Origin of the sequence: Bacillus sp. EB600, assembly GCF_024494385.1 — a bacterium.
GTDB lineage: Bacteria > Bacillota > Bacilli > Bacillales > Cytobacillaceae > JAEVLT01.
Genome location: NZ_JAEVLT010000115.1, coordinates 1 through 1,288, shown reverse-complemented (window position 1 = coordinate 1,288; position 1,288 = coordinate 1). Strand labels below are relative to the sequence as shown.

General features: G+C 33.4%; 1 protein-coding gene. It reads left to right on the top strand.

What is annotated here, in order from left to right; translation table 11 throughout:
* Positions 1-85: 85 nt before the first annotated feature.
* A protein-coding gene (locus tag JN080_RS28740; RefSeq protein WP_256239350.1) for an IS3 family transposase occupies positions 86-1,248 on the top strand; the annotation gives its coding sequence in 2 pieces (ribosomal slippage) (positions 86-401 and positions 401-1,248; 1,164 coding nt in all).
* Positions 1,249-1,288 lie beyond the last annotated feature (40 nt).

The window sequence follows — 1,288 nt, the reverse complement described above, 5'->3', positions numbered from 1 at the left end:
TGGACTAACCTAAAAAAATAAGACAATATAAAACACCTCCTAAATGTTACACTGTAATCAGTACATTTATCGGGGGTGTTTTTGCGTGGGCAAAAACGTATATACAGGAGAAACAAAATGGGCGGTAGTCAGAGATAAAATTGAAGGTAAATTAACTAATAAGGAGATTATGGAGAAGTATGGGATAAAAAATACTTCTCAGATTAAAACGTGGATGAAATGGTATAGAGATGGCGAGATTTATCGGTTCGATCAACCTATTGGCAAACAGTATACATTTGGTCATGGTCCAGAATTTGCAAATGAAGATGAGCGAACTAACAATCAATTAGCACATTTAAAAATGGAGAATGAAATCTTAAAAAAGTACTTAGCGATGAAAAAGGAGTGGATAAAAGAATAGTAGTAAAACAGGTTGAGAGAATGCGTAAAAAATATACTGTTACATCCATATTGAAAGTTTTAGGTGTCCCTCGTTCTACGTATTACCGATGGGTAAATGGATTTGAGGAATATAGTAATGAACATGAGGATCTAATCATTGAGATTTGTAAAGCGACTAATTATAGAAATGGACACCGTAAAATCAGAGCTATTCTAAAGAGCAAGCACCACGTTCATTTGAATCGTAATACGATCCAAAAAATTATGCAAAAACATCATTTGCAATGTAGGGTTAAACCAAAGCGGAAATGGAAATCACAAGGGGAAAGTGAAGTAATTGCCCCAAATATTCTTAACAGAGATTTTAGTGCAAGTAAACCAAATGAAAAATGGGTTACGGATATTACGTATATTCAATACGGCAGTGAAACGTTATATCTTTCAACGATAATCGATTTGTTTAATAATGAAATCGTCGCATATAAACTTTATAATCACCAACAAACACCATTGGTAATCGATACTTTAGAGGAAGCTTTAAATAAAAGGAATCATCCAGAGGGAATAATCATTCACTCCGATCAAGGCAGTGTGTATACTTCGTATGCTTTTCAAAATTACGTAAAGGAACATCATTTAATCGGTAGTATGTCAAGACGAGGAAACTGTTGGGATAACGCAGTTATTGAATCATTTCATTCGAATTTGAAGACAGAGGAATTTCAGTATTGTAAATTTAATTCTCTTGTAAATCTAAAAGTTATATCGAAAATTGATGAATACATGAATCATTATAACGAGGAAAGAATTCAAGAAAAATTAGGCTACCTCACTCCGAAAGAATTCAGAATAATGGCAGCCTAAATGGTGTTTTATATGTGTCTCATATCGCTAGGTAAGTTCA